At 62.2% G+C, this 25296-nt stretch carries 17 protein-coding genes; 9 read left to right on the top strand and 8 right to left on the bottom strand.

Annotated features, from left to right (window positions below):
• The first annotated feature begins 79 nt into the window (after window positions 1-79).
• Window positions 80-4777: a glutamate synthase large subunit gene (gene gltB, locus AAAT03_RS08675; protein ID WP_349103120.1), complete on the top strand. Its 4698-nt coding sequence runs from the start codon at window positions 80-82 to the stop codon at window positions 4775-4777.
• A gap of 5 nt (window positions 4778-4782) precedes the next feature.
• The gene (locus AAAT03_RS08670) at window positions 4783-6264 is read left to right on the top strand and encodes a glutamate synthase subunit beta (RefSeq protein WP_349103119.1); all 1482 of its coding nucleotides are present in this window, start codon (window positions 4783-4785) and stop codon (window positions 6262-6264) included.
• Between the two features lie 173 nt (window positions 6265-6437).
• On the opposite strand, the gene AAAT03_RS08665 is transcribed toward AAAT03_RS08670, so the two are convergent.
• The gene (locus tag AAAT03_RS08665; RefSeq protein ID WP_349103117.1) at window positions 6438-6653 is read right to left on the bottom strand and encodes a hypothetical protein; all 216 of its coding nucleotides are present in this window, start codon (window positions 6651-6653) and stop codon (window positions 6438-6440) included.
• Between the two features lie 144 nt (window positions 6654-6797).
• Window positions 6798-7772, bottom strand: coding sequence for an IS110 family transposase (locus AAAT03_RS08660; RefSeq protein ID WP_349103116.1), 975 nt, complete (start codon window positions 7770-7772; stop codon window positions 6798-6800).
• A gap of 448 nt (window positions 7773-8220) precedes the next feature.
• On the opposite strand from AAAT03_RS08660, the gene AAAT03_RS08655 reads away from it, so the two are divergent.
• The 3 genes from AAAT03_RS08655 to AAAT03_RS08645 all read left to right on the top strand — a co-directional run bounded on the left by AAAT03_RS08655 (window position 8221) and on the right by AAAT03_RS08645 (window position 11948).
• Window positions 8221-8928 (top strand): hypothetical protein, encoded by a 708-nt coding sequence (locus AAAT03_RS08655; RefSeq protein ID WP_349103115.1) that lies wholly within the window; start codon window positions 8221-8223, stop codon window positions 8926-8928.
• A gap of 276 nt (window positions 8929-9204) precedes the next feature.
• Window positions 9205-10281 (top strand): hypothetical protein, encoded by a 1077-nt coding sequence (locus tag AAAT03_RS08650; RefSeq protein ID WP_349103114.1) that lies wholly within the window; start codon window positions 9205-9207, stop codon window positions 10279-10281.
• 296 nt (window positions 10282-10577) lie between these two features.
• Entirely contained in the window at window positions 10578-11948 is a 1371-nt protein-coding gene (locus AAAT03_RS08645; RefSeq protein ID WP_349103113.1) for an amidohydrolase family protein, read from the top strand.
• A 133-nt stretch (window positions 11949-12081) separates the two neighbouring features.
• Here the strand turns inward: AAAT03_RS08645 and AAAT03_RS08640 are convergent, their stop codons facing one another.
• The 6 genes from AAAT03_RS08640 to AAAT03_RS08615 form a co-directional block, all read right to left on the bottom strand.
• Window positions 12082-12555, bottom strand: coding sequence for a hypothetical protein (locus tag AAAT03_RS08640; protein WP_349103112.1), 474 nt, complete (start codon window positions 12553-12555; stop codon window positions 12082-12084).
• 146 nt (window positions 12556-12701) lie between these two features.
• Window positions 12702-12974, bottom strand: coding sequence for a metal-sensing transcriptional repressor (locus AAAT03_RS08635; protein WP_006235337.1), 273 nt, complete (start codon window positions 12972-12974; stop codon window positions 12702-12704).
• A gap of 48 nt (window positions 12975-13022) precedes the next feature.
• Window positions 13023-13244 (bottom strand): heavy metal-associated domain-containing protein, encoded by a 222-nt coding sequence (locus AAAT03_RS08630; protein ID WP_349103111.1) that lies wholly within the window; start codon window positions 13242-13244, stop codon window positions 13023-13025.
• A gap of 147 nt (window positions 13245-13391) precedes the next feature.
• Window positions 13392-15734: a heavy metal translocating P-type ATPase gene (locus AAAT03_RS08625; RefSeq protein ID WP_349103110.1), complete on the bottom strand. Its 2343-nt coding sequence runs from the start codon at window positions 15732-15734 to the stop codon at window positions 13392-13394.
• 491 nt (window positions 15735-16225) lie between these two features.
• The gene (locus AAAT03_RS08620; RefSeq protein ID WP_158557006.1) at window positions 16226-18310 is read right to left on the bottom strand and encodes a DUF6273 domain-containing protein; all 2085 of its coding nucleotides are present in this window, start codon (window positions 18308-18310) and stop codon (window positions 16226-16228) included.
• Window positions 18311-18481: 171 nt separating this feature from the next.
• A complete protein-coding gene (locus AAAT03_RS08615; RefSeq protein WP_117774302.1) occupies window positions 18482-19444 on the bottom strand; it encodes an FHA domain-containing protein in 963 nt (320 codons plus the stop codon).
• A gap of 580 nt (window positions 19445-20024) precedes the next feature.
• Between AAAT03_RS08615 and AAAT03_RS08610 the strand changes: the two genes are divergently transcribed.
• The 4 genes from AAAT03_RS08610 (at window position 20025) to AAAT03_RS08595 (ending at window position 25284) form a co-directional block, all read left to right on the top strand.
• Window positions 20025-22223: a DEAD/DEAH box helicase gene (locus AAAT03_RS08610; protein ID WP_192934500.1), complete on the top strand. Its 2199-nt coding sequence runs from the start codon at window positions 20025-20027 to the stop codon at window positions 22221-22223.
• 679 nt (window positions 22224-22902) lie between these two features.
• On the top strand, window positions 22903-23604 hold the full coding sequence (locus AAAT03_RS08605; protein WP_347486592.1) for a 4Fe-4S binding protein: 702 nt from the start codon (window positions 22903-22905) through the stop codon (window positions 23602-23604).
• A gap of 294 nt (window positions 23605-23898) precedes the next feature.
• Complete coding sequence (locus AAAT03_RS08600) at window positions 23899-24411, top strand: PTS glucose transporter subunit IIA (RefSeq protein ID WP_158563755.1); 513 nt, start codon at window positions 23899-23901, stop codon at window positions 24409-24411.
• An 18-nt stretch (window positions 24412-24429) separates the two neighbouring features.
• Window positions 24430-25284: a PRD domain-containing protein gene (locus tag AAAT03_RS08595; RefSeq protein WP_349103109.1), complete on the top strand. Its 855-nt coding sequence runs from the start codon at window positions 24430-24432 to the stop codon at window positions 25282-25284.
• Window positions 25285-25296: the final 12 nt, after the last annotated feature.

Genomic DNA, 25296 nt, shown 5'->3' with positions numbered 1-25296 from the left:
GGTGGGAAACACAGCGGGCCGGCGATGCTCCTAGTATGCCTAGTCAACTGACTGTCTAAACACCTAGGGGAGGATCGCGATGCAGGCAGATTCCGCTCAGCAGCAGGGCCTTTATCGCCCCGAATTCGACCACGATGCATGCGGCATCGGCGCTCTTGCCGATATCAATGGCGAGCGCCATCATCAGATTCTGGATGACGCGCTGTCCATTCTGGTTAACTTGGAGCACCGCGGCGGCACGGGACTCGAGAAGAATACCGGCGACGGTGCCGGTATCCTGTTCCAGGTTCCGCATCACTTTTTCCGCAAAGAGGCTCAAAAGTGCGGCCAGATTCTGCCGGCAGAGGGCGACTATGGCGTGGCCATGCTGTTCTTTCCGCAGGATGACAAGGGCGTAGAGGATGGCCGCCGCGTGTTTGAGGAGGGTTGCGCCGAGGCCGGCGTGCCGCTGCTCTTTTGGCGTGAGGTGCCCGTCGACCCGCACGACCTGGGCGAGACGGCGCGTGCCTGCATGCCCACCATCTTGCAGGCCTTCCTGGGCCGTCCCGACGATACGCCGGCGGGTGACGCCTTTGAGCGCCGCCTGTACGTGTGCCGCCGCACCATCGAGAAGAAGGCCGACGCCGAGTTCGCCCTGCGCGACAAGATCTTCTACGTGTGCTCCATGAGCTCGCGCACTATCGTGTACAAGGGCATGCTCGTCGCCACGCAGATGCGCCGCTTCTTCATCGATCTCAACGATGCCGCCGTCAAAACGGCCGTGGCGCTCGTCCACTCGCGCTACTCCACCAACACCACGCCCAGCTGGGAGCGTGCGCACCCCAACCGCTTTATCATCCACAACGGCGAGATCAACACCCTCAAGGGTAACGTCAACTGGATTCGTGCCCGCGAGCCCAACCTGTACAGCCCCGTGCTGCAGCATGATCTTGAGCGCGTGATGCCGATCATCAACCGCGAGGGCTCCGACTCCGCGATTCTGGACAACGTGCTCGAATTCTTGGTCATGAACGGCCGTCCGCTCACGCGTGCCGCGTCCATGTTGCTGCCCGAGCCATGGGACCACAACGACAACCTGGGTGAGGAACGCCGCGCCTACGACGCTTACCAGTCCATGCTCATGGAGCCGTGGGACGGTCCTGCCGCTATCGCCTTTACCGATGGCCGTACCCTGGGCGCCGCCCTCGACCGTAACGGCCTGCGTCCCGCCCGCTATTATGTGACGCGCGACGGTCGTTTTATGCTGGCAAGCGAGGTGGGCACCATCGAGGTGAGCCCCGAGAACATCCTGACGAGCGGCTGTCTGGGGCCGGGCCAGATGCTCGAGGTCGATTTTGCCCGCGGCCGCGTCATCTACAACGACGAGCTGCGCGCCCGTTACGCCAAGGAAAAGCCCTACCGTGATTGGATTGCCGAGGAGACGCTGACCGTCGACGCGCTCGATGAGCCCGCCGCGCCCGCGCCCGCCGAGGATGCCGAGGTGTCCGCCGCCGTGCGCATGGCTAAGCTCGGGTATCACTGGGATGATGTTGACGAGGTCGTGCGTCCCATGGCCCAGCAGGGCAAGGCCCCGCTCGCCTCGATGGGCATCGACGCGCCGCTGGCCTGCCTGTCCAAGAAGACGCGTTCGTTCTTTGACTACTTCTATCAGCTGTTCGCCCAGGTCACGAATCCTCCGATCGACGCCCTGCGCGAGCATATGGTCACCTCGACCACGCTCTACCTGGGCAACCACGGCAACCTGCTCGAGGATTCCCGCACGGCCTGTCAGCTGGTGCGCTTGGAGCGCCCGTTGCTCAACGAAGAAGAGTTCGAGCATATCTGTGCCATCGACCGTGTTGGCTTTAAGACCCGTCGTTTCCGTGCCGTCTACCGCCGCGATGCCGGCGAGGGCGCGCTGCAGACTGCGCTCAAACAGCTTGCCGAGGACGTTGAGGCTGCGGTCCGCGACGGCGTGAACATTGTGGTGCTGAGCGATCGCGCCGGAGCGGGCGAGGTGCCCGTGCCGTCGCTGCTTGCCGTGGGCTGCGTGCACAACCACCTGATCCGCGCCGGCGTGCGCACCTTTGCCGATATCGTGGTGGAGTGTGGCGACGCCGTGTCTCCGCACGACTTTGCGGCGCTGGTGGGCTACTCCGCGAGCGGTATCTATCCGTACAACGCGCATGCGTGCATTCGTGACTTGGCGGCACGCGGCGATTTGGACGTGACGGCCGAGCAGGGCATCGCCAACTACAACAAGGCTGCGACCGCCGGCATCGTCTCCATCATGTCCAAGATGGGCATCTCCACGGTGCAGAGCTACCATTCGGCGCAGATCTTCGAGGTCGTGGGCTTTACGCCGGAGTTCGTCAACGCGTACTTCGCCGGCACGGTGAGCCGTGTGGGCGGTATGGGTGTCGAGGACGTTGAGCGCGAGCAAAACGAGCGCTACGACGCCGCGCTCGCTATCCTTAAGAGCCCGGCTCCCGATCAGCTGCCCACGCTGGGTCTGACCAAGTGGCGTCCGCTCGGCGGCGAGGATCACCTGATCGACCCTCAGACCGTCTACCTGCTCCAGACCGCCTGCCGTGAGGACAGCTACGGCACCTTTAAGGAGTACAGCGCCCGTCTGCACCGTACCGGCCGTGCCGTGCGCCTGCGCGACTTGCTCGACTTTGATGCCAGCGGCCGCACGCCGGTTTCGCTCGACGAGGTCGAGCCCGCGCTCAACATCGTCCGCCGCTTTAACACCGGCGCCATGTCGTACGGCTCCATCAGCAAAGAGGCGCACGAGTGCATGGCAATCGCTATGAACCGTCTGCATGGCCGTTCCAACTCAGGCGAGGGCGGCGAGGACCCGCGTCGCGAGACCCCGCTGGCCAACGGCGACTCCAAGAACTCCGCGATCAAGCAGGTGGCAAGTGCGCGCTTTGGCGTGACGAGCCGCTATCTGTGCAGCGCCTTCGAGATTCAGATTAAGATGGCCCAGGGCGCCAAGCCCGGCGAGGGCGGCCACCTGCCCGGCAAGAAGGTCTACCCTTGGATTGCCGAGGTCCGTCAGTCCACGCCCGGCATCGGCCTGATCTCGCCTCCGCCGCACCACGACATCTACTCTATCGAGGACCTGGCCGAGCTCATCTTCGACCTTAAGAACGCCAACCCCGGCGCGCGCGTGTCGGTCAAGCTGGTCAGTGAGGCCGGCGTCGGCACCATCGCCACCGGTGTTGCCAAGGGTGCTGCCGACAAGATTTTGATCAGCGGCCACAATGGCGGCTCGGGTGCCGCTGCGCGCGATTCGATCTGGCACGCCGGTCTGCCGCTGGAGCTTGGCCTTGCCGAGGCTCAGCAGACGCTGCTGCAAAACGGCCTGCGCTCGCGCGTGGTGCTCGAGGCCGACGGCAAGCTCATGGACGGCACCGATGTTGCCGTCGCCTGCCTGCTGGGCGCCGAGGAGTTTGGCTTTGCGACTATGCCGCTCATCTCGATGGGCTGCCTCATGCAGCGCGACTGCCAACAGGATACCTGCCCGGCCGGCATCGCTACGCAAAACTGCCGCCTGCGTCGCGGCTTCCGCGGCAAGCCCGAGCACGTCGAGCACTTTATGCTCTTTGTTGCCGAGCAGCTGCGCGAGGTCATGGCGAGCCTGGGCTTCCGCACCGTCGACGAGATGGTCGGCCATCCCGAGTGCTTGCGCCAGATTGAGGTCCCGGGCAACCGTAAGGCCAACCTGCTCGATCTGTCGCCCGTGCTGGCGAGCGCGACCTGCGAGTTCGGTGCCCATATCCCGGGTGCCGACGGTCGTCACTTCCTGCCGCAGATGGCCGCGGACAGCGAGCTCGACAAGACGCTCGACTCCACGCTGTTCGTGCCCTATACGGCCGATGCCCGTGCCCACTTGCGTCCGATTCGCTTCCGCGCTGATATCGCCAACGTCAACCGTTGCGTGGGCACCATCCTGGGTAACGCGGTGACCAAGGCACATCCCGAGGGCCTGCCCGCCGGCTCCATCGCCATCGATTGCGATGGATCGGCCGGTCAGAGCTTTGGCGCCTTCCTGCCGCGCGGCATTACGCTCAACGTGTGCGGCGACGCCAACGACTACTTTGGCAAGGGCCTTTCGGGCGGCGAGGTGTCGGTGCGCCCCAACCCGCATGCGACCTATAAGTTCGACGAAAACATCATCGTGGGTAACGTTGCGTTCTTTGGCGCCACGAGTGGCCACGGCTTCATCAACGGCCTGGCCGGCCAGCGCTTTGGCGTACGCAACTCCGGTGCCACCGTGGTGGTCGAGGGCTGCGGCAACCACGGCTGTGAGTACATGACGGGCGGCCTGGCGCTCATCCTGGGCGAGGTCGGGCAGAACTTTGCCGCCGGCATGACGGGCGGCGTGGCCTATGTCTTTGACCAGTACGGCACGCTCGATGCCCGCGTGAACCACGAGAGCGTTGAGCTCAAGGCCCCGACTGCCGGCGAGCTGGCGCAGATTCGCGAGCTCATCCAGGAGCACGTGGACGCGACGCAGAGCCCGCGCGGCATCAAGCTGCTCTACAGCTTTGAGACGATGAGCAAGCACTTTGTGAAGGTCATTCCGACCGAGTACGAGCGTGTGTTGGCGATTGTCGCTGCGAGCGAGGCTGCCGGCAAGACACATGCGCAGGCAGAGGAACTGGCGTTTGACATTGTGACCGGTCGCGCGAGCGCCGCGGATGTCGCTCGCTTCGATATTGCGGGCGGTGCTGCGGGTGCTGCGTCCGCGGCCGCCAGCTCTGTTGCTTCGACCAAGAAGGAGGCGTAAGTGCCATGGGTAAGCCCGGTGCTTTTCTTGATATCGATCGCGTGACCCACGAGCTTCGCCCCGTGGAGGAGCGCAGCCGTGATTTCGATCCGCTGTACGTGGAGCTCGACGACGACGCACGTCGCGCCCAGGCGAGCCGCTGCATGATGTGCGGCGTGGCGTTTTGCCAGATGGGCGCGAGCTTTGGCAAGGCACGTCCGAGCGGCTGCCCGCTGCACAACTTGATTCCCGAGTGGAACGAGCTGGTGTACCGCGGCCGCTGGGATGAGGCTGCCGAGCGCCTGTCGCTCACCTCGCCCATGCCTGAGTTCACGAGCCGCGTGTGCCCGGCACTGTGCGAGGCCGCGTGCAACCTGGGCTCGGTCGACGGCCAACCCACGACGATTCACGATAACGAGCGTGCGATCAGCGACCATGAGTGGGGAAACGGCGGCCCACGTCGCTTTGAGCCGGCAGGGGAGGACGCGCCCTCGGTCGCCGTGGTTGGTTCCGGCCCGGCTGGCCTGGTGGCAGCATGGGAGCTTGCGCGTCGCGGTGCTCGCGTGACGGTGTTTGAGCGCGACGACCGCCCCGGCGGCCTACTCATGTACGGCATTCCCAACATGAAGCTCGAGAAGTCTGTGGTCGAGCGTCGCGTGGCGCTCATGCGCGAGCTGGGCATTGTGTTTGAGCTGAATGCCGACGTGAGCGATCCTGCGGTGGCTGCCAAGCTCGACGGCTTCGACGCCGTTGTGGTGGCTGCCGGAGCCCGTGCGCCCCGCGGTCTTTCGGCTGCGAACGTGGATGCTCCGGGCGTGGTGTACGCGGTGGACTACCTGACGGCTTCGACCGTCTCGGTGCTCGATGGCGGTGAGCCTGCTATTGACGCACGCGGCCTGGACGTCGTGGTCATTGGCGGTGGCGATACCGGCAACGACTGCGTGGGTACCGCGGTGCGTCAGGGCGCGCGCAGCGTGCGCCAGTTTGAGTTCTTGCCGGCTGCGCCCGATAAGCGCGCGGCAGGCAACCCCTGGCCGCAGTGGCCCAACGTGAAGAAGACCGATTACGGCCAGCAGGAGGCTATCGCTGCGATGGGTGGCGAGATGCGTGCCTGGGCCGTGGATACACTCGAGGTGCTGCTGGACAAGAAGGGTGCGGCTGCGGGTCTGCGCGTGGTCGATCTGGACTGGTCGGCGGGAAAGCCCGAGCGCATCGCGGGCTCTGAGCACGAGGTGCCAGCGCAGCTGGTGCTCATCGCCTGCGGCTTTACGGGTCCGGAGTACGGTGTGTTCGATGCGGTGAGCGTGCCTGTTGCCACCGCTGGTCGTCCGCTGCCGGTGATGGCTGCCGAGGGCTCGCATCTCGCGGCTCGCACGGAGGGCGTCGCCGCGGATGCCGCGCCGGTGTATGTGGCGGGTGATGCCCGCAACGGCAGCTCGCTCGTGGTGAGTGCCATGGCCGATGCCCTGGCCTGCGCAGCCGAAGTCGCCGAGGCACTGGAACTGTAAAGTAGTCACGGAGATATTCAACAATCGAATCGGCAAGGGCTGTCCCTAACTGCCGGCACAAAAGGAACGTCCCTAAGTGCCGACAGTTAGGGACGTTCCTTTTAATATGAGCAGGACATTGTCAAGAGGCAAAATCGGGCCTGGCCCCAACGATATGGGGTCAGGCCCTCTCCCTATATCAACCCGTCCGCGGCCACCTCCTCGATGTGCGCGTCGAACGAGCCCGCCCTGTCGCCGCGCCCGTCGTGGGGCCGCCCGCCCTCGGCCCTCCAGTACGACGCCACGGTGTGCCTGTCCTTGCCGTAGCGCTTCGCTATGTCGCTGAAGTTGGGCTTTATGCCCGCTTCCCTGTACATGTCCAACTCTCCGATCAGGTTCCTCTCCGCCACGGCCCGCTCCTCCCGAAAGCATCGTTCGCTCGTCGATCGAAGCGTAAGCCCCGGCGTTGGTGGAAATGGTGAAAATGCGTTGGCGCAAATGGCGGGATTGCGTTGGCATGATTGGTTGTTGAGCGTTGGTCAAAATGGTTGTTTTTACAGTAGCGCTAACACGCCCCGGTCCGGGGCCTGGCCCTTGGCGAGGTCCTTCGGCCGCCCCGAGCACGTCAGGTAGTGCCACGCGGCCTCGACCAGCGTCTTCCTCAGGTGCTTGTTGCCGGCCTTGGTGATCGCGCCCCTGCGGTCGCTCTCCCCGCTGGAGTGCTCGGAGGGCGTCAGGCCGACCCACGCGGCGAACGAGCGGGCGTTCCTGAACCTGGAGAACTCGCCGGCCTCGAACACGAGGTCGGCGGCGGAAGCGGTGTCGACGCCCTTGAGGCAGCGCAGGGAGTCGACCCTCTTCCGCCACCTGGGCTTGCGGGCCTCGGCCTCGACGAGCCCCTCGAGCCTCGCCTTCTCCTCCGCCGCCCGCCTGACCGCGTCGACGTAGTAGGCGAGCGCGTCGTTGTCGGCCCCCTCCGCGAACCTAATCGACTCGATCCAGGACCAGTGCGCCCGGGTCCAGTTGCCCTTCCTGCGGCCGGTGGGCGTCCTCTCGTCGAAGACGAGCCCGTGCCTTAGCAGGAACTTGGAGAGCCGCTGCTTCGAGCGCGAGAGGTCGTCCCTCGCGTCCTCGAGCGCCCTGGTCAGGTCGCGGGCGGCCTCGCACTCGTCGTCGGGGACCCACACCTCGACCACGTTGCCGACCGACAGCATGCGGGCGAGGAACTCGGCGTCGTTGCGGTCGTTCTTCCTGCGCCTGTCCGCGCTGGGCTTGATCATCTTCGAGACGGCGCCGACCACGCAGTCGACCCCCAGGCCGGAGAGCCTCTTCTGCAGGTCGAAGCCCGTGACCCCGGACTCGTACACGCACCTGGCCCCGGGGTCCACGGAGCGGACCCACTCCGCGACGGCGCCGGCGTCGTAGCCGAAGGTCGCGCAGCGCACCTCCCCGGTCATGACGTCGAGGGAGACGGCCTTTATCGAGCGGGCGTGGACGTCGAGGCCGACGAAGGTGGTAGTATCGAGCATGGGAGCCCCTTCCATGAATGCGGCGTGGCCGCCGCGGCTGAATTAGACACTCACCATTGTCGGCCTAATCCGCGGCCTTTCATGCAGCAGGGGCTCTCAATGTTTTTATGTCCTGCTCATATCGTCTGTGCCGGCATTCGGGGACACTCCTTGCGGATTTGCGAGCAGTTTGCGCGTTTGTCGACGTAAGGATGTTCATTTGTCGACTTCTTGGGCTGTGGTCACCTGTTGTTTCTGTGGTGGCTGCAGGCATCTGGCTCAAAAGGGCGGGTTGGCCGTCTATGTTTGCCTGCGGTTTTGTTGCGGTGCGCATTTTCGGTCAAGCTTTTCGTCAAGTGTTTGGTCAGCATCTGGTTTGCAGCCGGAGGCCTATTTTGCCCGCGCTGGTCGTGGCTGCCCACCCTCCTCGTAAGCTCAAATTGAGGTCCATCAGTTTGAGGAGGATGCCATGACTGACCACGCTTTTGACCGAGCAGAGCTGGCTGAAGCCGTCGGCAACGATATTGCCGACATGGCTCACTTTTGGATGCTGCGGAAGTTTCAATTCCTGGAGCCGGCACGCGAACAGTTCGAGGTCATTGTCGACCCGTGGCTCAGCTATTGCGAGGGGCCTTCTCAAAACGAAATCATGGCCTACAACATGGCGTTTACCGATTGGCTGCTGTTTGAGCGCCCCTATCGCCATGGCAAAACGCTGCTCGAGCTATATGTTGACGAGCCGCCGGCATCGCTTTCGCCTGCCTCGCTCAAGCGGCTCGAGCAGGTACGCGACACGCAGTATTTCTCGCGCTTTGGCATTTTGGACAAGAATCCTGCGTCCGGCATGGTCGTGCTGAAGGACACGCGCACCGATCATCGCTTTGATGTCTACGACCCGCATATCGTGCAGAAGGAGCATTGGAACGACGGCGTGATTGCGGTGCGCCTCGCCTGCGTCGACGATGTCTGGCTTACGGCGGGACAGCTCTACCTGTATGACATCGCGCGCCTGAACGACACGGCGGTCGACGGACCGGGTGCGGTGCATCCCGAGGATCTGCAGGACGGCTTTGACACCTCGTGCATCAGCTTCTTCTTGCGTCTGGTCCGCGACATCATGGGCGCCCAGGGGCGGTACGTAAAGTCCCTCAACATCTACGAACAGGAGTGGGAGTAGAGGATGGGCGGTTGTCGCCTGCCTTGCCTTCTGCCCTTTTGTCTCGATCTGTAACGTTTGGGGACAAAAACCAGTCTATCTGTTACAGACCGAGACGAATGCTTGGGCGCCGCTGGTTTGTCTAAATCTGTAACGTTTAGGGGCCTGGAGAACGTCTTACTGTTACAGATCGAGACGTTTGGCACCTGGCTGGGGGGATGTCTCAATCTGTAACATCTACAGTCCAAAAATCGGTCTTCTTGTTACAGATCAAGACGTTTGTCGGTGGAGGCAACGGTGACGATGGTCCATTTGTCCGATGTGGTGGTGATGGAAGTGTCTAATACCGTTTTCAAGCACAAGCATACGACTCGCAACACGTTGGCGCGGAATAGGATGCTCGCGCGACTCACGGAGGCGACCGAGCAAGGTGCGCTGCTCGCAACGCATGACAATGCCGAGCTCATGTGGCTGCGGCGTCATGTTGGAACCGACGATATCGCGGAACCCGAGCCGTATTTGTTCTGCTTTCAACATGATTGGGGTGTGCTGACGCCGGCGGAGCGAACGCTGCGTACCCTCAAAGGGCTTGCAGAGTTTCATCCCGATTGGGCGTTTTGGGGCTATGACGCGGCGCTTTTGTGGGGTCTGGAGGTGCCGAATGATCTGCTTGGGTCGCGTTTTCTTGTTAAGACGGGTTGTTCGGTGACGTTGAGCGGCGGGTGCAGGTTGTTGCGTCCGCAGATGGCGGGCGCACTCGAGCATGTTGATGGAGTGCGGGTGACGTCGTTTTGGCGCACGGTGGAGGATTGCCTACTGCGTGCGCCGTTCTCCTACGGGTTGGCGATTGCCGATTCTGCACTGCGGGCGAAAGGCGTATCACGTGGGGATTTGTGCGAGCGCCTCCGCGCCGATTGCGAGGGCAGGCGAGGGTATCGCAGGGCACAGGTGATTGCGTCGTATGCGGACGGGCTGTCTGAAAACGGCGGTGAGTCTCGGTTCCGAGCATTCTTTATTGCGTACGGCTTTCCGGTTCCGGAGCTGCAGGTGGAGTTTCGCGACCCGCTCGATCCGAGCCAGGTGTTTCGCGTCGACTATTTTTGGCGGCTCGAGGACGGGACGTGTGTCATCGGCGAGCTCGACGGAAAGGGGAAGTACACCTTGCAGAGCGGCGAGGGTCGGGAGTCGGTTGACCCATTCGTGGCAGAGCGTCAGCGGGAATCTCATCTGACAATGCTCGGGCATAAGGTGCTTCGGTTTACGTTTAGCGAACTCAAAGACCCGGGGAAGCTGGTCGAGAAAATGAGGCTGGCGGGTATTCCTCGGCAGGTTGAATTGGCTGAGGAGTGGAGATGCCAGTGGTATGGGCGCTGAGAGGTTTTGCCTCGATCTGTAACGTTTAGAGGTTGTTTGAGCTCGTAATTGTTACAGATCGAGACAAGCCGGTGAAACGTCGACCGAATGTCTCGATCTGTAACATCAAGGGGCCCAATAACCCTGTACCTGTTACAGATCGAGACATTTCCCTGGTGTCGCTGGGGTGGGACTGCAACGTGTTCCGTCTCCCCACATCCCCTCTTCCTTCCGTTAACCGATGCGTCTGCAGCAATCCAGCGGGACTAGGTGATAATGGACAAATGTTCAAGTTAATCGTGAGGGAGGAGCTCGATATGGCATCTGCCGATCGTTCCACGTTGTTTATCAATGCGACCATTCTGGATGGTTCGGAACATATGGAGCCGCAACCCGATATGGCCGTGACTGTTGAGCGCGGCGTCATCACCTGGATGGGGCCGAGTGCTGTGGCACAGGCGCCTGCAGGTGCCGAGGTTATCGACCTGGGTGGTGCGTATCTCATGCCCGGTCTCATCAACATGCACGTGCACCTGTGCGGCTCGGGCAAGCCCGTCTCGGCCGGCGATGCGGGAGCGCTGATGAAGAAACTCGATAATCCCGTGGGCCGTGCCATCGTCCGCCGCATCCTCAAGGGCAGTGCCCAGCAGCAGCTGGCAAGCGGCGTGACCACAGTGCGCGGCGCGGGCGACCCGCTGTTTGCCGATCTTTCCGTGCGCAACGCCATCGACGCCGGCAAGTATCAGGGTCCGCGTCTGGTGGCGCCGGGAACGGGCGTCACGGTGCCGGGCGGCCATGGTGCGGGCTTGTTCGCCCAGGTGGCTAATAGTCCCGCCGAGGCGGCCGAACAGGTGCGCGATCTGTATGCGCGCGGTGCCGACGTCATCAAGTTGTTCGTGACGGGCGGCGTGTTCGACGCGACCGAAGTAGGCGAGCCGGGTGTGCTGCGCATGCCGCTCGATGTCGCCGCGGCGGCATGCAAGGCGGCGCACGAGGTCGGCCTTCCGGTCATGGCTCATGTCGAGAGCACCGAGGGCGTGAAGGCCGCGCTTGAGGCCGGGGTCGACACGATCGAGCACGGCGCCCCGATGACGCCCGAGATCCTGGAGCTGTATCGCGGCGCCGCGGGCACACAGCTCGAGGGACGCGCGCCGAGCGTGACCTGCACGATCAGCCCGGCGCTGCCGTTTGTGTTGCTCGATCCGGAAAAGACTCATTCGACTGACACGCAAAAGAAGAACGGCGACATCGTGTGCTCGGGCATCATCGAGAGCGCCCGTGCCGCACTGGAAGCTGGCATTAAGGTGGGCCTTGGCACAGATTCAAGCTGCCCGTTCGTGACGCAGTACGACATGTGGCGCGAGGTGGCCTATTTTGCCAAGTACGTGGGCGTGAGCAATGCCTTCGCGCTGCATACGGCTACGCAAGTCAATGCCGAGCTGCTGGGGCTGGGCGGCGAGACCGGCACGATCGAGTGCGGCAAGGCCGCCGATATCCTGGTGACGCGCAAGAACCCGCTCGATGACCTGTGCGCTCTGCGTGAGCCGATGCATGTGATGTGCCGCGGCGATCTGGTGCGCAAGCTGAAGGTGAAGCGCATCCCCGAGGTGGATGCCGAGCTCGACGCGATTATGGCCATGCCGGCCGAGGCGCTGGCCGAGGAGCTCGCCCGCGACGGTGTGGCGTAGATGTGACAAAGGGGCAGCACCGTTGCCGCATACAAAAAGCCGAGGTCTCAACACGAGGCCTCGGCTTTTTTATCGAACAAATACTTAAGATTTGGGACAAACAAACCTGATTAATTTGTCCCGCGTGCGGGCGCTAGGAGCGGGTTTCCATCTTGGCGTGGCACTTAGGGCAGGTGACGCGGATCTTGCCTTTGCCCTTGGGGACGGAGAGCATCTGACCGCAGTTGGGGCACTTGAGATATGCCGTGGTCTTGCGGCCCTTCCACATCTTCTTGGCCGTTCGCTTGGCACGCTCAAAGTCTTCCTTACTGGTGCCGGCCGCGCGTGAGGTGCTGGCCGCTGCGGCCCCGCTGCCCAAGCTGGCGACGAACTTGCCCAAGCCGGGAACATTGGCAGTCGCGGCGACAAAGGCCTCGTTCTCTTTGCGACGTGCATCGATATTTTTGGACATGCCGCGCAGCACGCCAATCACGATGACGGCGATGGCAATCCAGCTGAGCCACTGGATGCGGGCTATCGATCCGATCATCGCGATGACGATGCCGGAAAAGCCCATAACGATGGTGAGCTCATCGGCGCCATTGCGGCCCTTCATAAAGTCATTCATGCAAATTGCCTTTCGTTCGATATGCTGCACGCCTTTATACCCGATTTAGAGCAAGGGGGACAGGTCAATCTGCACCAAGGTGGTGCAAACATACCTGTCCCCGATGCACCAAGAAGGTGCAAAGCAGTCCGTCCCCAATGCCCCAATTACTTGGAGAGCTTGTCGACGACGCGTTCGATCTCGGCGAGCTTGGCGGCCTTGAGGTCTTCGTCGCCCGATTCGATTGCCGAAGTCACGCAGCCCTCGATATGCGCCTTGAGCACGTCGGCGTTGATGCGCGCAATGAGCGCCTGCGTTGCCATGAGCTGCGTGGAAATATCGACGCAGTAGCGGTCCTCCTCGACCATCCGCAGGATGCCGTCGATCTGGCCGCGTGCCGTCTTGAGCATGCGGGTCACCGATTTGTGGTCTGCCATCATGGCGGGTCCTCGTTTCTGGTCGATGGGGTCGAATGCTTCTGGTAGCTGCTACGCGGCGGTCACGGATAGGGCGTGGAACTTCTCGCCGGCGCTCTCGACAGCGGCGGCGAGCTGCTCGGCGGTCACGGTGTCGGCGCACTCCACCTGGACGGTCTGAGTCTCGTGATCGGCATCGGCGTCGGTCACGCCGGCAACGTTGAGCAACGCCGTCTCGACGGTGGCGTCGCAGTGGCCGCACATGAGGCCGGAAGTCTTGATTGTGTATCGCATCGGTATTCCTCTCTGTTGTGTCGGCTTTCCCAGGCACCCGACCTTGACCTTCAAGCCGTCGCTCGCGTACCAAAGTACGCGTCGCTCCTCTTTCAGGTCAATCTCTGGCACCTGGAAAACCCGTTCTAAATGGACTTAAGGGTGAACCTATTTTGCCACTTTAGGCTTAAAGGTTCGTAGGCGCAGCGCATTGCTTACGACGCACACGCTCGACAGGCTCATGGCCGCGGCGCCAAACATCGGCGAGAGCTGCCATCCGGTGAGCGGGAAGAACACGCCCGCCGCCAGCGGAATGCCGATGCCGTTGTAGAACAGTGCCCAGAACAGGTCCTGCTTGATGTTGCGGATCGTGGCGCGTGAAAGCTCGATGGCTCGGGCGACGTCCATGAGGTCGCTGCGCATGAGTACCACGTCGGCGCCCTCCTTGGCGATGTCGGCGCCGGTGCCGATAGCAAGGCCCACGTCGGCGCGCGCCAGGGCGGGGGAGTCGTTGATGCCGTCGCCCACCATGGCGACCTTGCCGCCCGCATCCTGCAGTTCGCGCACGTGGCGCTCCTTGTCGGCGGGGAGGACGTCGGCGATGACCTGCGCACGGTCGAGGCCCACGCGGCGGGCGATGGCCTCGGCCGTCACGCGGTTGTCGCCGGTGAGCATGCGCACGTCGACGCCGAGCTTGCGGAGCGCAGCGATGGCCTCGGCGCTCGTCTCTTTGACCTCGTCAGCCACGGCGATGGTGCCGACGAGCTCGCTGTTCTTGGCAAAGAACAGCGGTGTTTTGCCCTCGGCGGCGAACTGTTCGGCAAGGTCGGCGGGCACCTTCGCGCCGAGCTCGTCCATCAGGCGTACGTTGCCGGCTGCAATGGCGTTTTGCCCCTCGCGCGCCGTAACGCCACGACCGGGCACGGCGGCAAAGTCCTCGACCATGCGCGCGACAATTCCGCGCGCCTCGCACTCGGCCATAATCGCCTCGGCCAGCGGGTGTTCGCTTGAGCGCTCCAGCGCGGCAGCGAGCTTCAGTAACGCCTTTTCGCTCATGGCGGGCGAGCCGTCGGCGCGCGTGGCTACCACGATATCGGTCACGGCAGGCTTGCCGCGGGTGACCGTGCCCGTCTTATCGAGCACCACGGTGCCCACGCTGCGCAGGTTCTCCAGCGCCTCGGCGCTCTTAAACAGAATGCCCATTTCGGCGCCCTTGCCGGTGCCCACCATAATGGCGACGGGCGTGGCCAGGCCGAGCGCGCACGGACAACTGATTACCAGCACGGCCACGGCGGAGGTGAGTGCCTCGTTCACGCTGCCGGTCAGTGCCATCCACACCACAAAGGTCACGGCCGAGATCACAAACACCACGGGCACGAACACGCCAGCGACCTTGTCGGCCATGCGGGCGATGGGCGCCTTGGTGGCGTTGGCGTCCTCGACGAGCTGGATGATTTTGGCGAGCGACGTGTCGGCGCCCACGCGTGTGGCACGGAAGGTAAACGAACCGGTGCGGTTGACGGTGGCGGCGTTGACGGTGTCGCCGGCGGTCTTTTCCACGGGGATGGACTCGCCGGTGAGCGCGCTCTCGTCCACGGCCGAGCTGCCTTCGAGCACCACGCCATCGACGGGGATGGACTCGCCGGGGCGCACGCGCAGGACCTGGCCGGGAAGGATGCTGTCGACGTCGACGGTGGTCTCGCTGCCGTCCTCTGCCACGATGGTCGCGGTCTTGGGTGCTAGGTCGATCAGCGCCTCGATGGCGCCGCCGGTCTTGGATTTGCTGCGTGTCTCGAGGTATTTGCCCACGGTGACGAGCGACAGGATCGTGCCCGCACTCTCAAAATACAGGTTGCCCATGCTCGTCATCATGGCCTCGTGGATTTGCCCGGCGGCCAGCTGGTCGGCCATGATAAACATGGCGTAGAGCGACCAGGCAATGGACGCGGTGGCGCCGACGGCGATGAGGGCGTCCATGGTGGGCGCGCCGTGGACCAGCGATTTGAAGCCATTGATAAAGTAGGCGTCGTTGACGTAGACGATGGGGATGAGCAGGACGAACTCGGTGAGTGCGAGCGTCATGCTGTGGGTATGGTCGGTGAAAATGCCGGGTAGCGGCCAACCGAGCATGTGCCCCATGCCTATGCAGAACAGTGGGATGAGGAATACGATCGAGACGATGAGGCGGGTGCGCATGGCGGAAGCGGCGGCCTCCAGCTTTTTGGTAGGCGACTCCATATGGGCGGCGCCGGACCTGGCTTGCACGCTGCCGTTTGAGCCAGCGGCGCCGGTGCCCGCATCGACGGGCGAGGCCGAGTAGCCCGCGCGGTCGACGGCGGTGCAGATATCCTCGGGGGAGACCTGCGCGGGGTCATAGTCGACCATCATGGAACCAGCGAGTAGGTTGACCGCGACGCTTTGGACGCCGTCGAGTTTGCTTACGGCGCGGTCCACGTGCGCCTGGCAGGCGGCGCATGTCATGCCGCCCACGTCGAACTTATCTTGAGCCATGGCTTCTCCTTTCTGTAGTTCGGTGTTGGAATTGTTAACCTGCCGATACTATACACCCATACCCCCTGGGGGTGTCCAGTAATAGTTGGAATGTATGACTTTTCATTACAGATGAGGGCGGCTGCTCAATCGGTGGCCGTCTCTGCCAAACATCTCAATCTGTAACGTCTGAACCGGTTTTTGAGCCGTAACTGTTACAGATTTAGACAAACAGTTGACGGGAAACTTAATGTCTCAATCTGTAACATCTAGCAGCAAATATGACCTCTAACTGTTACAGATCGAGACAGAGCGTCCGCGGTCAACTCAAATGTCTTGATCTGTAACATCTAGAGAGTTTTTTGACCCCTTACTGTTACAGATTGAGATGTTGTCTCGCGGGGTTGGGTTTTGTCTCGTTCTGTAACATCTAGATCTGTATCTGCCGAGCTAGTGTTACAGAACGAGACAATTGCCGGGGAGGGGTCCCGTCACGGCAAGACGCCCGCTCCCTAGATGCAGAACCCGGGGATCACGCAGGTTCGCTTGCTTGGCTTTTCCGCAGGCGTTGCGTACGTAAAGACGTCGCCGTCGTGCCCCACGCGGTTCATATAGAGCGTGCCTTCGCTCTCCGATGTGTCGGGGCTCACCGTGCGCTCCCACCAACAAGTGTCCTTGCCCTTCCACTGGCGGACCATCGTCTCGTTCGTGGAATACGGGCTCACCTTGAGCTCGCGGAAGAGTTGGTACTCCTTGCCCTCGCCGTTGTAGATGTCTGCCAGGTAGTGATAGTCCTCGGCAAACGAATCGGGCGGTTGCGTACCGCACAGCTCGACCATGGCGGGCAGCCAAAGGGTTGCGGGCAACTCGCTCAGACACGATGCACTGTTGGCGGCGCCAACGTTATTTGAGATCTTTTTGACGGATTTGATGAGTGCGCGCAACTCGTTGGGCAGCAGCTTAAGGCCGTCGCCGTTGAGCCATTCCCGCAGCTCGCAATCTGCCCAGCCGGCGCTCGGCGGTTCAGCCGCAGCGTTGCGCTCGGCAATACCCGCATCGAACATAAACGTCAGTCCGGCCTTGCCTGTACCGTCCAGAAGTTCGTCGTGGCGGATGCCCACAAGCTGAGCGCCGACCTCCAGCCCGTTGGCGAGCTTCACACGCTTAGTGCACGGATAGGGGATATGCCCATCAGCGTCGAGCAGGTGGTAGCGCTTGGCAATCTCGCGTGCCTCGCTACGGGTCTCGGCGGCCTTAATCTTGAGCGAAATCTCCTGCAGCTGGTCCCAAGTGTAGTCGTCAAGCGAACCGCGGATGCCGTCCAGGTAGTCGGGGATGCCAAAGCCATGGGTTGCCGCGCCAACGACGCCGAGCCCCGCAACGACCGCAACGACGCCGCCGATAATAAAGCGACGGCGGGTCATGGCGTCGTGCCGGGCCTGCTCCAGGATCTCTCGCGCGCGCTCGCCGGCGACGTCGACCTTAAGGTGCGTGCCAGAATCGATATCAATTGCGGCCTCGTCTCCTGCACCCTCGCGGTCCTCAGATTCTGCAGCGGGGAGGTATGTCGAGAGCACCTCGAGCATCTGCTGCTCGGTAGGGCGATCGCCCTGTTCGACCGAAATGCCTTTCATGATGATCTGGACAAGCGCTTTGTCGCCCTCGCAGCGCGGCTCGAGCGGCGCCGGCTTGGTCTTGGTCTTTATGAGGTAGAACGAGCCGGTCGCCGCGGCACCCGTCGACTCAACATCGAACGGCTTGCGACCGCTGTAGAGCTGGTACAGAATGCTCGAAAGCGCATAGACGTCGATCGCGGGCGAGCGGCGAAGGGCCGCGATGCCTTCGATATCCTGCGTGAGCATTTCGGGCGCGGCGTATGCGGGCGTGGCAAAGCGCCAGATGTCGGCGCGCCGGGTGATCGTGTCGTCGCCGAGGGCCATGGTCGCGGAGCCCATGTCGATGAGGCAGGGGTCAAAGGAGCAATCGGCAATCTGCTGCTCGAGCGTTCGGCTGGTGGTGCGGAACATGATATTGGCAGGCGACAGGTCGCGATGGATGACCGGATTCACGAGGCCTTGGGTCATCAAGAGCGCGCGAAGTACGGCGTTTCCGACGGCGGCGACCATCTGGGTGGTCAGCCCGCCCGAGGCGTCGTGCGGAAGCAAGGGCAGCGCCTGCTTGAGCGAGGTGCCCTCGACCCACTCCATGAGGATGAGCGGGTCGTTCTCGCACGATCCGTAGCCATAGACGCGCGGAAATCCGCGCAGGTGCGAGACGGTACACAGATGACGGTACTCCTCGAACAGCGCGGCGGTGCTGGCCAGGTGCGCAGCCGCTTGCTCGGCAGAGCGATCGGGCGTCTGGTCGGAAAGGATGGCGTTGTCCTTGAGCAGCTTGACGGCAAAGACCTCGCCGCTCGTGTTGGTCGCGCGCAGCACGTGCCCGATATTGCCGCCGTCACGGTATGCCGTCTGAAGAATAAGCGTCATAAACCGGCGCTTGGCGTCGTCCTCGGCACTGGGGTCGACTGCCACGGCGGTATCGAACGTGTCGAGACGGATGAGTTTGTCGCCATAGGCGCTATCGGTAGTATCCATGGCGTTCCTTTGTCTGGCATGGGTTGCCGCGCGTATACGTGAGCAGTGCGGATATCGGTAAAGTACCATGATAACCGCACTGCCCACGTATACCGCTGAGTATTGTCGTTTACGACGCAGAAGGTAGAAGACAAAAGACGGACGGCGGCCGTCTTTCGATCGCCGTCCGCGCTAGTCCACAATGACAAGGAATGTCGTATAGAGACCCAGATGGAGCCTGTCGCTGTTTTCGATTTCCACCGGGGGATAGATCTTGCCGGGCTCGCGTTGGTCGCGCGGCGGCTCAATCACAATATCGCCGTCGCCTGCACCCGATTCGAGCACTGTGCCGTTGGTCGACCCAAGGCCCTGGGCGTACCAGCGTCCGCCTTCGAGCCAAATGCGGAGATGCTCGCGCGATGCGTCGGCGCCTACATCGGTGATGCTGGGCGAGGTTTTGGGCAAGGACCCAATTACCGTGCCGCGCGGGTCACGCGTAAGGGGGTGGATCTGCATGTCAACGCAGTTGTCGGCATGTGTCCTGAGCAGACCGAGGTTGGGGGCGACGGTGCGCGGCTGCTCCAGGCTGCCAGTAAAGCCACGTCCGACGGTAGTTTCGGTGGTGCCAAAGTGCCCGCCTGTCTTGCTGTCGCAAAAGCGCTCGACGGTAGCCACGCCTTGGATGGGGTCGGCGAGCGCCCCCGTTGCCACAAAGAGCATAAGGTAAAGCGTACTCTTCTCGCGCACGGCATTGCCGTCAAAGTTGTCGATGTGATTGAGGGCATTTGCATATAGGCGGCTGTCCAACTTGTAGCTGGCGAGAGCCGACATCATTTCGTTGGCGGCCGGGCCGCGATAGTGCTCGGCGATTGCCTGATAGGCGGACTCGCCGCCGCCGAGCTTGCTGCAGATTGCCGCGGAAAGATTGAGCGTGGTGACGGCAAAGTCGCTGTAGATGGCGGGCGCGCACTGGTCAGGCTCGCGATGGACGATGTAACGGGTGAGATACGAGCGGTTGGAAGAGCATTTCTCGAGCAGGGTACTGCCGAGATAAGAGTTTCCATTGATGAGCATTCGGGCGATCTCGAGATGTTTAAGACCGCCGAACGAGCGAATATCGTTATAGAGGACCGAGCAAGGCGTCTCTGCTGCCACGGATACCTCCTTTGATTGCTTCCTGGCCAATAAGGCGATAGGAATTAATGGCCCCCGGTGGGCGACGTATTAAATGGCTGCGCAATATGTAGCGTAACCAAAGCAACATTATAGGCCACATGTTCGAAATTGCAGGAAGAGCGAGAGATTTGGTTTGGACTGGACGGAAATCCCCCTCTGTCTTGATCTATAACAATTGGGACCGATTTTGCTCCGTAACTGTTACAGATTGAGACGTTTGTGAACCGTGCCGACCGTTTGTCTCGATCCGTAACATGTAGACCCGGTTTTGCTCCGTAATTGTTACAGATTGAGACAATCGGTCCGGGCCCGCCCCGTCATCTGTGGTTTACGTGGGGGCATGCGAAGCGCGGGTATACTAACCGGCGGCGAATCTGCTCCATCGCTTAGGGCCGCTGCGTCTGGACGGCGCGTGATAGGGCTGCCAAAGCGATCGCCAGCGTGCTGAGCAACGTCCTCTCTGTGCGCACCTGTTTTTGTATGTATTAGCGCACTACCAAGCACGCTCGCGCGGCCGCATGCCGTGCCCATAACGCGTGCAGATAAGGAACAACAACATATGCGTAATTCTGTATCCGACGTCACGGACGCCGAGATTCTGGACGAGGCCCGCGAGGCCATGACCCAGGCTGCCTTCGATGCTGCCGACGAGGCCAGCGCCGCCGAGACCGTTGAGTCCGCGACCGAGAGCCTGCCCGCCTTTGACGAGCTGGGACTTTCGGACGAGATGCTTCGTGCCATCGAGAACCTTGGCTACACGGCGCCCACGCCTGTCCAGGCTGGCTCGATTCCCGTTGTGCTCGAGGGCCGCGACCTGCTTGCCGCCGCTCAGACCGGCACCGGCAAGACGGCTGCCTTTTTGCTGCCGACCATGAACAACCTGGAGCACATCGCTCCGCCCAAGCCCGTGCGCGAGCGCGGAGGCCGCAACCGCCGTCGCGGCGCCAAGAAGCCCGAGGGCAACGGTCGCGGTCCCTTGATGCTCGTCATCACCCCCACGCGCGAGCTTGCCCAGCAGATCGACGAGGTCGCGAGCAAGATCGCCGACGTTACCGGCCATGTTGCCGTGACCGTCGTGGGCGGCGTGAGCTACAAGCCCCAGACCGCGGCGCTCAAGTACGGCTGCGACATCCTGGTCGCCACGCCGGGCCGTCTGGTCGACCTGATCGAGCAGGGCGCCTGCCACCTGGACGAGGTCAAGGTGCTGGTGCTCGACGAGGCCGATCGCATGCTCGATATGGGCTTTTTACCCGCCGTCCGCCGCATCGTGCGCGAGACGCCGGCCGAGCGCCAGACGCTGCTGTTCTCGGCTACGCTCGACGAGGAGGCCGTGGGCGAGATCACCGACCTGGTGAGCGACCCGGCCCGCGTGGAGATCGCGCCCGCTACATCGACCGCCGACACCGTCGACCAGTTTGTGTTCCCGGTGTCCATCGAGGCCAAGAACAACCTGCTGCCCGAGTTCCTCAAAAAGGAGGGCCCGGAGCGCACTATCGTCTTTATGCGCACCAAGCACCGCGCCGACAGCTGCTGCCGTCGCTTGGAGCGTAAGGGCATCAAGGCCGCCGCGATTCACGGCAACCGCAGCCAGGCGCAGCGCGAGCGCGCGCTTTCGGCCTTCCGCGACGGCACCGTCGACGTACTGGTGGCGACCGACGTGCTCGCCCGCGGCATCGACATCAGCGACGTGCGCTACGTCGTGAACTTTGATGTGCCGGCCGAGCCGACCGACTATATCCACCGCATTGGCCGTACGGGCCGCGCCGGCGAGCTGGGGTGGGCCATCACGTTTGTGACCGAGCAGGATGTCGATGAGTTCTACGAGATCGAGAAGCTCATGGACAAGACGGCCGACATCTACGGGGCCGGCGACCTGCATGTGGGTCCCAACCCGCCCGCGGTTGACCCCGAGCGCGACCCTGCCGCCTTTAAGGTGAAGAAGAAGACCAAGCGCGGCAAGTCCAAGAGCAAGAAGAAGCTTGAGCAGGCGCGTCGCGACGGCAAGCGCAACGGCGACGATTACGGCGATGTTGCCGGTCGTTCCAACCGCGGTCGCGACGAGCGCCGCAGCGACGGCGAGCGTCCGGGCCGTCCCAAGCGCGGCGGCAAGACCCGCGTGCGCGAGGGCGTTCAGGCTCGCGTGGACGAGGCTGTGGAGAGCGTGGCCCGCGAGGTAGCTGCCGAGGAGCGCGGGGGTGCTGCTGCCGTCGAGCAGACCCCACGCGGCAACCGTGCCGAGCGCCGTGCCAAGCAGTTCCAGGGCGAGGCGCATCGCCGTCGCCGCGAGGACGAGGACCGTGGTGGCCGTCGTCGTGTTGAGCGCGAGGACGAGGGCCGCGGTTCGCGCGGCGGCAAGCGCGGCTCGGGTGACCGTCGTCGTTCCGGTCGCAATGACGAGCGCAGTGGCCGTGGCGGCGAAGGCCGTGGTTCGCGTGACGAGCGCGGCGTCCGTGGCGGCGAGCGTCGCGAGGGTGCTCGTGGCAACGGTGGCCGCAGCGGCGCCGGTCGTTCGAATGAGTCGCGCGATCGTCGCGACCCGCGTGCCAGCCGCGATCGTCGCGATGATTGGCGCAACTACGACGACACCCGCGAGGAGCGCCGTGGCGGCTACCGCGGCGGGCGTGGTGACAACCAGGCCGGTTCCCGCGGCGGTCGCGCCGGCGGTCGCGATAACCGTGGCAGCTATGGTAACAATCGTGGCGGCAATCGCGGCGGCAGCTCCCGTCGTCCCGGCGACGGCGGCGGCAAGCGCAGATAACATACGCATCGCACGCTAGCGTGAGACAAACAAAAGGGCCCGAGCAAACAACGCTCGGGCCCTTTTGTTTACCGTGTCCATCGCTAATCCAAACGTGATTATCTCGGGAATGCATCTGGGGGATGCCGAGGACCTATTTTCTGTCATGCGGCAATGGGTCCCATGGGGTGCGTCGTGCATTTTTTGGAGTATTCAGCAGCTCTAGTTGGTTGCATACGATTCGGTATTGCCAACGGCGGCCTTCGGATATCCCTAGCGAGCGTTCCGAGTCAGATTTCGCCGTTTTCCGGAGCAGGGGCGCGTCATTCTCGCCATGTCGGGACTTAGAATGATACGGCGCCCTACAGTTTTGCCCACCCGCGGCGGTGCTGGCGCGGTCACGTTGCAGAATACTCCGTTTTTTGCACGGGCCAGGATGGGGTACCTCAGGAGAACACGGCGGTATCCCGTAAATATATACAATCTGTACCGTAATAAATACAAAACGAAGAGGCAGACAGCGTAGGGTGGGTGCATTGGGGTGTTTGGTGCACCAAAACGTGGATCCCACGTACCGTATACTCTGGCTGGATGTGAAAACGGCTTGACGCGTCGCCAGGCGTAGGGGGAGGGTGCCTCGATGGACGTATTCGAAATTGTGCTTAGTCCGACGGGTGGAACGCGGAAGGTGTCTGGCCTTGTGGCCGGGGCGCTGGACAAAAATACCGTTACCGTCGATCTGACCGATAGCGGGCTAGATTTCAGCGCCGTCTCGATGACTGAGGACGACGTGGCCGTAATCTCTGTGCCGGCGTATGCCGGTAGAATCCCGGCTGTGGTGGCTGACCGGTTGGGCATAGTGCGCGGCAACGGGGCTCGGACTGTTTTGGTTTGTGTATACGGAAACCGCGCGTTTGAGGACACGCTCGTAGAGTTGGAGGACGTTGCGAAGCGCGCCGGATTTAGGGTGGTCGCAGCGGTTTCTGCTATTGCTGAGCATTCCGTTGCTCGTCAGTTTGCTGCTGGGCGACCGGATGCGCAGGATGCGGCGCAGCTCGCAGAGTTTGCGCAGCAAATTCAGCAGAAGCTGTTGGCTGAGGATGCATCCGAGCCCTCTATTCCCGGCAATCGTCCTTATAAACAAGCTGGAGGTCACCGCATGGCACCCGAGGCAACAGAGGATTGCGTCTCCTGCGGTGCATGCGCCGCGGCGTGCCCCGTTTGCGCTATCGACAAGGGCGACCCCAAGCGAGCAGCTGACGAGGCGTGTATCTCCTGCATGCGCTGCATCGCCGTATGTCCGCGAGGCGCTCGCAAGCTTGATCCCAACAAGCTATCCGCTGTTTCCCAGATGCTGAGCAAGGTTTGCGTCGTGCGGAAGGAATGCGAACTCTTCATCTAGCACATACGAAATTGGTGCAATGGGGCCAGAGCAAGGAGTGTCCCTGGGTGCCGGCAGAAAAGGAACGTCCCCAAGTGCCGCTTAAATACCGTTTATCGAAGAAAAAATACCGCTCACCGGTCATAATGATTGTTCTGGCTTTGGGCTTGTCTACAATAGCTCCCGTAAAAAGAAATGCGGAAGGTTACCGAGTCCCTCGGACGTGGGCCTAACCAAAGTCTTTGAACGGATGTGTCTCTATGGACGCATTCGCTTGATTTTGGTTGGGCTATATTTATGAAGGGACATGCCACCATGGGTTTCTTTTCTCGCCTGATGGGCGGTTCGGATGAGCAGAAGACTGCAACTTCCGAGTTCGAAATCCTCGCTCCCGTTTCCGGCGAGCTTGTTCATCTGGAAAAAACCAATGACCCCGCTTTTAGCAGCCGTGCCGTGGGCGATGGCGTTGCCGTGGTTCCCCAAGAGGGAACGGTGTGCGCTCCTGTCTCCGGTACCGTCGCGGCGCTGTTCCCGACCGAGCACGCGCTGGGTATCATGTCCGACGACAGCTCTGCTCAGGTGATGCTGCATATCGGAATCGACACTGTTAAACTTGAGGGCAAGGGCTTCCATGCGCTTGTTGCTCAGGGTGACCATGTCGACGCGGGCCAGCCCCTCGTCGAGGTCGATTTCGACGCGGTCCGCGCCGCCGGCTTCGATCCCACGGTCTTCGTTATCGTGTGCGAGCGTTCGGAGAACTCGACTCTTCGTGAGCACGCTTCCGGCCCTGTTGCTGTTAAAGAGCCTGTCGTCTGGCTTTCCGAGTAAATTCTTGTGGTGGGTACCGTGGTTATCAAGCGAGTTTTCAACAACAACGTCGCAATGGTCACTTCGGACGATGGCTCTGAGCTCATCGTCATCGGTCGAGGCCTCTGCTTTGGCCGTCATGCCGGCGATGCCATCGACGAGGCATCGGTCGAAAAGACCTACGCGTTGCAGGAGGGAACTTCTCAGGATTCGCGTACGATTGACCGCTTGGCACATCTTTTAGAGTCCATCCCCACCGTCAACCTCGTGATTTCCGAGGACATCGTTCAGATGCTTCGTCGAGAGCTCAATGTTGATATCAACGACAAGATTCTCATTGCTCTCGCAGACCATATCAGCCTTGCTTTGGAGCGCGAGCGCAAGGGCGTCCCCTGCGAGAATCCGTTGCAGCTCGAGATCCAGCAGTTCTATCGCAAGGAGTATGCGCTTGCGGGCCGTGCGCTGCAGATTGTCAAGGAGTATATGGGCATCCAGATGAGCGAAGAAGAGCAGGGTTTTATTACGCTGCATATCGTCAACGCCACCATGCCGCAACGCTCCGACCGTCTCATCATCTCGGTCCAGCTTGTTCGCGACGTGCTCACGATTGTTTCCGAGCGCTATGCTACGACCCTCGATGACACCTCGCTGCCCTATGAGCGTTTCGTTCGTCACCTGCAGTTTTTCGCACAGCGAGCGCTCGATCCTGCGGCCGGGCAAATCAATGGCGACGCGCTGTTCCGAATCGATGAAACGGCGTATCCGTGCGCATTCTCGTGCGCGGACGCCATAGCTGCCCACTTGTCGTCTACCTATAACGTTGTCGTTACCGATGCCGAGAAGAGTTATCTCGCATATCACATTGTTAACCTGCTTGGAGAACCTGGTCTCTAGGCATAACGTGCC

Origin of the sequence: Collinsella sp. CLA-AA-H167 (assembly GCF_040095305.1) — a bacterium.
In the GTDB taxonomy this organism is placed as follows: Bacteria; Actinomycetota; Coriobacteriia; order Coriobacteriales; family Coriobacteriaceae; genus Collinsella.
Note: the sequence above shows the minus strand (reverse complement) of the source record. Positions and strands in the feature narration are given on the sequence as shown.

Excerpts from the sequence above, each read along its gene's own strand:
- gltB (WP_349103120.1), top strand. The coding sequence starts at position 80 with ATGCAGGCAGATTCCGCTCAGCAGCAGGGCCTTTATCGCCCCGAATTC.
- AAAT03_RS08670 (WP_349103119.1), top strand. The coding sequence starts at position 4,783 with ATGGGTAAGCCCGGTGCTTTTCTTGATATCGATCGCGTGACCCACGAG.
- AAAT03_RS08660 (WP_349103116.1), bottom strand. The coding sequence starts at position 7,772 with ATGCTCGATACTACCACCTTCGTCGGCCTCGACGTCCACGCCCGCTCG.
- AAAT03_RS08655 (WP_349103115.1), top strand. The coding sequence starts at position 8,221 with ATGACTGACCACGCTTTTGACCGAGCAGAGCTGGCTGAAGCCGTCGGC.
- AAAT03_RS08645 (WP_349103113.1), top strand. The coding sequence starts at position 10,578 with ATGGCATCTGCCGATCGTTCCACGTTGTTTATCAATGCGACCATTCTG.
- AAAT03_RS08640 (WP_349103112.1), bottom strand. The coding sequence starts at position 12,555 with ATGAATGACTTTATGAAGGGCCGCAATGGCGCCGATGAGCTCACCATC.
- AAAT03_RS08635 (WP_006235337.1), bottom strand. The coding sequence starts at position 12,974 with ATGATGGCAGACCACAAATCGGTGACCCGCATGCTCAAGACGGCACGC.
- AAAT03_RS08630 (WP_349103111.1), bottom strand. The coding sequence starts at position 13,244 with ATGCGATACACAATCAAGACTTCCGGCCTCATGTGCGGCCACTGCGAC.
- AAAT03_RS08625 (WP_349103110.1), bottom strand. The coding sequence starts at position 15,734 with ATGGCTCAAGATAAGTTCGACGTGGGCGGCATGACATGCGCCGCCTGC.
- AAAT03_RS08620 (WP_158557006.1), bottom strand. The coding sequence starts at position 18,310 with ATGGATACTACCGATAGCGCCTATGGCGACAAACTCATCCGTCTCGAC.
- AAAT03_RS08610 (WP_192934500.1), top strand. The coding sequence starts at position 20,025 with ATGCGTAATTCTGTATCCGACGTCACGGACGCCGAGATTCTGGACGAG.
- AAAT03_RS08600 (WP_158563755.1), top strand. The coding sequence starts at position 23,899 with ATGGGTTTCTTTTCTCGCCTGATGGGCGGTTCGGATGAGCAGAAGACT.